Below are 7,778 nucleotides of genomic sequence, written 5' to 3' on the forward strand. Positions count from 1 at the left end.
GCCTCGGCTTCGCCGCCGCCCTTTTGCCCGACGCGTCCCGTTCGCCGATGTGTTATCGAACATGTAATGATTGACCATTGAAGAGCCGGTAGGAGGCGGTACAATTTCTTGCATGTCTGAGCGGATGCGGATGAGAAGTCGCTCTGTCCGCACATCAGTCAAGGTGGCGAGAGAAAGGCGAGAGACATGAGAAGAAGTGTCAGGGGGGGGGTATGCTGGCTCTCGCTTGCCCTAGCAGCTAGCATGGCCCTGGGGGCGGTTCCCGCCCTTGCTCAAACGGCGGCCACGGAGGACCCAGAGGGGGTCTCGGTCGAGCAGCAGGCGGATTCCGAGGGCGAGAAGGACGTCGAGCCCCGTGCGGTTGAGGAGAACTCACTCGACGTCGTGTACGTTTCGAATCAGGGCAGCGATACCGACGGCGACGGCTCCAAGGGGCATCCCCTCGCTTCGCTTGCTGAGGCGGTTTCTGCCGTTAAAGATGGCGGCACCGTGTACGTGATGAGCGATCTCTCTATTGCGAAGATGGCCTACGTGAACGGCAAGTCCGTGACGATAGACGGCGGCGAACACGTCGTGACGAGGGCTGATGAGTTCGAGAAGAGCCAGGATCTGAACCGTGGCGGATTTAATGGCAGCATGTTTGAGGTGGCGAATGGTGCCACGCTTCGCCTAGAGAGCATTACGCTCGACGATGCGATGCTCCACGAGGGCAGCGAGTTCGTTGAGGAGAAGACGGGACAGGACGTCTCGGATAAAAACAACGAAGCTAAGGTCCAAAGCGGCATTATCACGGCGTTCGGTGACGGTCATGGCCATGTGATCTTGGGTGAGGGCACGATTCTCAAGAACTATGGCGGGCTGTGCGCCGTGCGCGTGGGCGGCAACCGAGATGCCGATGGGAACTGGAGCGGCAGCACGCTGCTCATGGAATCTGGAAGCATGATCTGCGACAGCAGCAGTTCCGTTGCGCGTAAGGGCGGCTTTGCGGCCATCTGGAACCAGGGTGGCAAGGTCGAGATGCAGGAGGGCTCATCGATCGAGCACGTCAACGGGCGTGCGATTTACTCCGAGGATGGCGGTATTACCACCGTGGGCGGGTCGATCTCGGACATCAAATCGAATGAGACTATGATGGCCCACACAGGCTCGTTCTCAGGTGATTTTGGCGGCATGGTGTATTATGGCGAGGCCTCGACGGGCACCTTCGAGTTGACGTCTACGGGTTCGATCAGCGACATCAGTAGCCATGATGGGAAGGCTGGCGATGTTGCCGTTATGCTCATTGGTAGCTCATTCACGATGGATGAGGGCTCTTCCATTACCGATATCGGTACGATTGGCTTATTCAATCTGAATGGCGGAAAGGTCTATATCAACGGACGAATCGAGGATTGCCATACCGACAACGTGTTTTTCCGTCTCTGGGGAGGCGGTGACGTTGTGTTCTCCTTGGGGGAGACCGGCGTGATCAAGAACTGCTCCACAAGTGACGCGGCGATGCTGTATCGAAACGGCGGGCGCACCACCATTGAGGTAAACGGCGAGATCAACAACTTTGAAGTCGGGACAGTTCTCTGGCTCTCAAATAACAATTCGATGAAAAACGGCTCGATGACGCTTGGCTCAACGGGGAAGATCACCATGTGCTCCGGCAAGGCGATCAGAATTGACGATCCCTCGACGGCGGTCATTTCGGGTGAGATAAGCGATTGCGATGGCTATGCCATCCAGTACGGCTATACCGCTGGATCGTCTCTCGCGATTACCGAAGGGAGCGTTATTTCCGGGAACAACAACGGGGCAACCCAGATTTACGTAACGGCGAACAACAATCCTGCCGCCGCTACCGACGCCCTGCAGCATGTAGCGATAGGTCGTGGGGCGCTGGTAGGCAACCAGTCTGTCACGCTTCCCTTCGGCACGGTGGCGCTTGACGCGGATTATCCCAACATCGGTCTTGGCGTCGCACATGACGCTGCGGTAACCGCTATCAAGGGCGCTGTGACCGCCGAGCACCCCGACTGGAAAGTGCGTGGCACCAGCGCTCTCTGGTTCCAGCCCTCGGAGGGGTCCGTCCACTTCACGGCGAGCAAGCCGGTTGGTGTGACGAACACGGGGCTTTTCGCTGCGTGTGTTCCGCTCAATGAGGACGGTAAGCCTAACGGGGAAGTTGAGCTTGTAGAGGTCGAAAACGGCGATGTCATCGACGTGACGCTCGACGGGCTTACGCCCGGACAGTCGTATGCTCTCATGTTCGTCAACAACGCCGAGTACACGCTCGCCTCCGACGACATTACCATCTATACCGGCGGCGGCCAGGGCGACAAGGAGTACGACAACGGCGGGTTCCCGGTCGTCACGATGTACAACTCGGTTGACGAGATCAAGTCGATGGAGGTTAACGGCCAGTCGGTCACCGAGGACGAGGCAAGCGGCGTCACGTTCGAGAGTACGCTCATCAGCCTTTTCGATGTTACGTATCTTGACGAGCAGGGCAATCCGGTCGAGTCCGACGCCAAGCCGGGAGAGTATACCGTTTCGCTCGACTGGAAGGATCCCGGCACCACGGTTCGCATCAACGGCAATAAGGTGAACTCCAAGCTCGAGGACGGCACGCTCATCGTGCGTCATACCGCGGACGTCAAGGGTGCCACCGAGGGCACTACGACGCACGAGCTTCTGACCGAGGAGCCGACCGAGCCCGTGAAGCACGCCGAGGCGGTTGCGAACAAGCTCGGCTTCGATCCGAGCTTCTACACCAACGACGATGAGGACCGCGAGGTTGACGCCGAGGGCATCCAGCTGCTCGATGACGACCTGCTCACCGAGATCGGCGACGGCCGCCAGGAGCTCATGGAGCAGAAAGCCGCGGACTATCTGGGCGACGCGGGCGAGGGCCAGGCATGGCGCTACGACTTCCACTACCTCGACCTCGTCGACGCCTACAACGGCAACGCGTGGGTTTCTGCCAGCTACGGCACCACCATCTACCTGCCCTATCCCGAGGGCGTGACCAAGGAGACCGCAGAAAGCCTCGGTGTCCAGGTCGTGCACTACCCCGGCCTGCACCGTGAGTACGGCATCGCCGGCCAGGCAGAGGTCGAGGAGGCCCTTGCCGCGTGCGAGCTCGAGACCATGGAGGTCGAGTTCACCGACGCGGGCATCAAGTTCGACACCGAGCGCGCTGGGTTCAGCCCCTTCGCCATCGTGTGGCAGACCGACGCCCGCACCATCACCGCCACGGCCGACGAGGGCAGCACCGTGACTCCGGCGGGCACCTTCACCGTCTCCGTCGAGGAGGGGAAGACCTTCTCCATCGAGGCGAAGGAGAACTACGCCATCGCCGACGTCACCCTGAACGGCGTCTCGGTGCTCGACCAGGTGAAGGACGGGACCTTCACCGTTCCGGCGAGCAAGGAGGACCAGGAGCTCGTGGTCACGTCCCGCTCAACGCTCCACACCATCACCGCCACGGCGGGCGAGGGCGGCACCATCACGCCGTCCGGTGACGTGACGGTGTCCGAGGGCGACGGCCAGACCTTCACCATCACGCCGAACGACGGCTACGTCATCGCCGACGTCAAGGTCGACGGCGAGTCCGTGGGCCGGGTGGACTCCTACGCCTTTGACGGCGTGACCGAGGACCACAGCATCGAGGCCACCTTCGAGACCGAGTCCGCAGCTCCCCACGAGCACGTCTGGTCCGACTGGAAGTGCGACGGCGAGACCCACTGGAAGGTCTGCGAGGTCTGCGGCGCCGTCTCCGAGAGGGCGGAGCACACCTTCGGCGACTGGGAGCAGGTGAGCGAGTCCACCGAGTCCGAGAAGGGCCAGTGGGTGCGCACCTGCACCGTCTGCGGCTACGAGCAGCACGGCACGACGCCCGTGACGGAGCCCGACGGCTCCGGCATGCCGGAGACCGGTGACCGCACCCCGACAGTGCTGACCGGCGTCCTGGCGGCGTGCGGCGCGGCGCTGGTGGCGGGCACGGTGATCTACCGCAAGCGTCACGACGGCTAGCGGAAGACGTCTCCGACATCAGGAGCGGCCTCGTTTCCTCACGGAGGGAGCGAGGCCGCTTTCTTGTGTCGTCGTTCTTCTCGTCGAGAAGGGTGCGCGAGAAGGGCCTGCGGCCGAGAAGAACGCGCGGTCCTACACGCTCTCGGGACGGAAGAGCCCGCGTCGCTCGGGAATCGACTCGTCGGGGAGGTCCAGCAGGTAGGAGCCGCAGGCGTTGATGATCGTGGCACCGCTGGGGTGCTCGCGCACGCGCTCGATGCGGCCGTACTCCAGGTGGACGTGCCCGTGCAGGAGGTGGCGCGGGCGCGTGCGCTCGAGCAGGCGGTCGAGCGCCTCGAAGCCGCGGTGCGGCAGGTCGTCGAGGTCGCCGTAGCCTCGCGCCGGCGCGTGCGTCACGATGAGGTCGACCCCGCCGCTCGCCTGGGCGAGCAGCGCCATCCGCGCCGCCCTTCTCGCCATCTCCGCCTCGGTGAAGCCGTGGACCTGGTCGTTGTAGCGGATGGAGCCGCCCAGCCCCATGAGGCGAAGGCCGTGGAAGTCGCGCACGTGGCCGTCAATGTCCACGCAGCCCTCGGGGGCGTGGCGCTCGTAGGCGGCGTCGTGGTTGCCCCACACGTAGGCGAGCGGGACGTTGGCGAGCGTCACGATGTGCTCGAGGTAGCGGGCGGGCAGGTCTCCGCAGGAGACGATCAGGTCGACGCCGGCAATCCGGTCGTGGTCCCAGTGGTCGTAGAGCCAGCCCTCCTCCACGTCCGATATGCAGAGAATCCGCACGCTGCCCCCCTAGCGGCTCGTGTCCTTGAGCAGGACCGTCGCCGGGTCCACCGGGATCACGCCCGCGACCTCCACCTCCACGAGGCCGTCGCGGTCGAGCTCGCGCTGCTCGGGCAGGCGTCCCACCACGTTCTCGTTGAGCCAGCGCATGCGCACGATCTGCTCGCTCGTGAGGCGCCCCGCCTCTGGGCCCTGGACCACGTCGCCGCCCTGGGCGACGAGCTTGCCCGTGAACGGGTGCACGCGCCCGGAGAGCACCGACTGGCGCAGCACGTCCACGAGCATGCGCTGCCCGCGCGGGAGCTCGTCGGAGAGCCGCACGTCGAGCACGCCGGCCGACATGCCCCACCAGTAGTTGAGCGACTGCCCCCTGACCTTCTCGCCCTCCTTCTTCCAGGTGTCATTCCTGATGGAGCGGACGAGCATCTCGTAGTAGCGACCCCACTTCCAGACGGGCTCGGCGAGATGGTCCTCGGTCCCGTCGTCGTTGACCCGGTAGAGCCCCCACGACTCCTTGGGCGCGAGCGGGTTGGCGTAGTCGTGCCCGGAGATGATGTGCACCCCCTCCTCGCGCAGCTCCCGGCGCCAGTCAAAGTCCTTGGCGGAGAACCACTTGAGGTGGACCGTCACGTAGGGGTCCACCATCTGGGCCCCGATGGCGAAGGCGTTGATCTCCGCGACGGTCGAGAAGACCGGCGACTCGGCGACGTAGCCCACCTTGTGGTGGCCCGCCAGGCTCGCCGCCAGAGCGCCGAGCAGGAACTTGGCCTCGTACATGCGGCCGTAGAAGCCGCGGACCGCGCTGTGGGAGAGGCTCACGGAGCAGTTGAGGTAGGCCGGCCCCGGATGCTCGGCCGCGGCGCGGGTGACCTGGCGCATCTGCGTGGGGGAGCAGGTCACCACGAGGTCGGCGCCGTAGTCCGCGGCCTCGCTCACGGCCTGGTCGAAGGCGTCGTCGGAGCTCCGGTCGGTGAAGACGCGCGTCGAGACGGTGGCGCCCAGGCGCATCTCCAGCTTCTGGCGCCCGCGGTCGTGCAGGGCGATCCAGCCGGAGGAGAGCGGGTTGCGGTCGTAGATGAAGGCGACGCGGAAGGGCTTGGCGCGCATCGTCGTCTTGGCGAGGTTCTTGAGCTTGGGCAGCGGGGCGGTGTGGCCCTTCGCGGGGTCCTCGAGGTAGGCCCGCGCGCCCTCGCCCTGGGTGACCACGAACTCGCCCCAGATCCTGCCGACCTCGGCGTCCACCAGGGAGGGGGTGAGCCCGCGCACGTGCTCGAAGCCAAAGATCGTGACGTAAGTGGCGAGCGCGTCGCCGACCTGCAGGTCGAGCGCGTCCCCTCCGCGGGCGTGCCAGGACATGGAGAAGCTGTCGAAGAGGGAACGCAGGTCGCGCACCACGTCCTCGGGCCACGGCTCGTCGAGCCCCTGGCCGAGAAGGGCGGCTAGGCGCGCGTAGAACCCCTCTTGGTCGGAGATGATGCCGTAGATGGGGCAGACCCGGTAGAAGCGCGTGAACTCGTGGTAGAGGCGCAGGGCCTTCTCGTCGGAGGGCATGGGCGTGACGCGCGTGATGCTCGCCAGGATGGTGGGCATGCCCAGGTAGCGCGAGACCGACACGCGCTTGTTGCCCTCCTGCACGTAGAAGCGCTGCAGGTACTCGTAGACCACGATCGGGTCGCGCAGCCCCTCGGCGCGCTGCGAGTCGATGAGGTCGCTCCACTTCATCGCGAACTCCGACTCGGGGTCGGCGATGGGGAGGAAGCTGCTGGAGAACATGTTCTGCCTGCCGCGGGTCTTGGTCCCCGCGATGAGCGAGAGGTCGACCTCGGCGAGCCCGACGGGGACCTCGCCCTGGTAGCCCTGGTTCTTGAGGATGTCGTCGAGGGCGGGGGGATAGGGGTAGCGCCCGGCGGCGACGTCGCGCTCCACCTGCTTGAGGCCGAGCTTTCGTGCCTTGGCGTAGTCCTCGAGCATGGCGCTCCCTTCCTGGGCGGGACCGTTCCCATACATGGTAGCGAATCGCGGTCGGCGCCGACTGGTATCCTTGCGATATGACGGGAGGTCCACATGGCGCTCATCAAGGGGCATAGGCGGGGCTGGGCGGTCGCGCTCACGGTGGCGGGCTATCTCGCCCTCCTGGCGGTGCCGAGCTTCCCGGGCCTGCCGTACCTGTTCGACCAGGCCCTCCAGCGCGTGCTCCTGTTCGCGCTCGCGGTCGCCTTCGTGGCGCTTCTCGGCGGCGCGCGGTCGCTCGCGCCGTCCACCGTCGGCCTGCGACGCGCCCTGCGCGAGGGCCGCTACCCGGTCCTCATCGTCATGGGGCTGTGCGTGGTCGAGGTCGTGTCGCTCCTGCAGCTCGCGGCGTCGGGCGAGGTGGTGCCCCTCTCGCCCACCTGGGCCGTCGACCTCGCCGGCGTGGCGCTGCTCTGCCTGAGCGTGGGCCTCTACGAGGAGACGCTCTTCAGGGTGCTGCTGCTCGGCGGCCTGCTCTTCGGCCGGGGCTCCACGCGCAACGGCGTGGTGACGGCCGTGCTGGTGTCGTCTGTGATCTTTGGCGCCGCGCATGTGGCGCTGGTGGGGGAGCTCGACCCCCTGACGCTTGTCCAGATGCTGCTCAAGACCGCGCAGACCACCTGCATCGCCCTGGTGCTCGGGACCGTCTACGTGCGCACGCGCAGCTTCCTCGGCGTGGTGGCGATCCATGCCCTCGCGGACTTCTTCCCCATGGCGCTGCTCGCCGTGATCGGCGAGCTGGACGACTCGCTCGGCGGCTACGTGAGCGGGGGAGAGGGCGAGCTCGCCGTGCTCCTGGGCCTTGCTCTCGTGGTCGTCTACCTCGTGCTGATCGCGCTCTACGCGCCCGCCGCCGTGCATGCGTGGAAGCTGCTCGAGAAGACCCCGCTCCCGGCGTCAGGCCCGTTCGAGCAGGACTGGTACCCCCGGGCCGACGACGACCCCACGCTCGCCCCGCCCTCCGACGACGACCG

The 7,778-nt window shown here is 65.6% G+C and carries 4 protein-coding genes; 2 read left to right on the forward strand and 2 right to left on the reverse strand.

Going from position 1 to position 7,778, the window contains the following annotated elements; genetic code table 11:
* Positions 1-243: 243 nt before the first annotated feature.
* A complete protein-coding gene (locus B5F73_RS09275; RefSeq protein ID WP_143803143.1) occupies positions 244-4,020 on the forward strand; it encodes a hypothetical protein in 3,777 nt (1,258 codons plus the stop codon).
* A 132-nt stretch (positions 4,021-4,152) separates the two neighbouring features.
* On the opposite strand, the gene B5F73_RS05280 is transcribed toward B5F73_RS09275, so the two are convergent.
* Positions 4,153-4,794 (reverse strand): metallophosphoesterase, encoded by a 642-nt coding sequence (locus B5F73_RS05280; protein ID WP_087227219.1) that lies wholly within the window; start codon positions 4,792-4,794, stop codon positions 4,153-4,155.
* Positions 4,795-4,803: 9 nt separating this feature from the next.
* A complete protein-coding gene (locus B5F73_RS05285) occupies positions 4,804-6,765 on the reverse strand; it encodes a BMP family ABC transporter substrate-binding protein (protein WP_087227220.1) in 1,962 nt (653 codons plus the stop codon).
* 93 nt (positions 6,766-6,858) lie between these two features.
* Between B5F73_RS05285 and B5F73_RS05290 the strand changes: the two genes are divergently transcribed.
* The coding region (locus B5F73_RS05290; RefSeq protein WP_087227221.1) for a type II CAAX endopeptidase family protein at positions 6,859-7,778 on the forward strand (920 nt) is incomplete at its 3' end.

This window comes from Olsenella sp. An270, from assembly GCF_002159735.1.
GTDB lineage: Bacteria > Actinomycetota > Coriobacteriia > Coriobacteriales > Atopobiaceae > Thermophilibacter.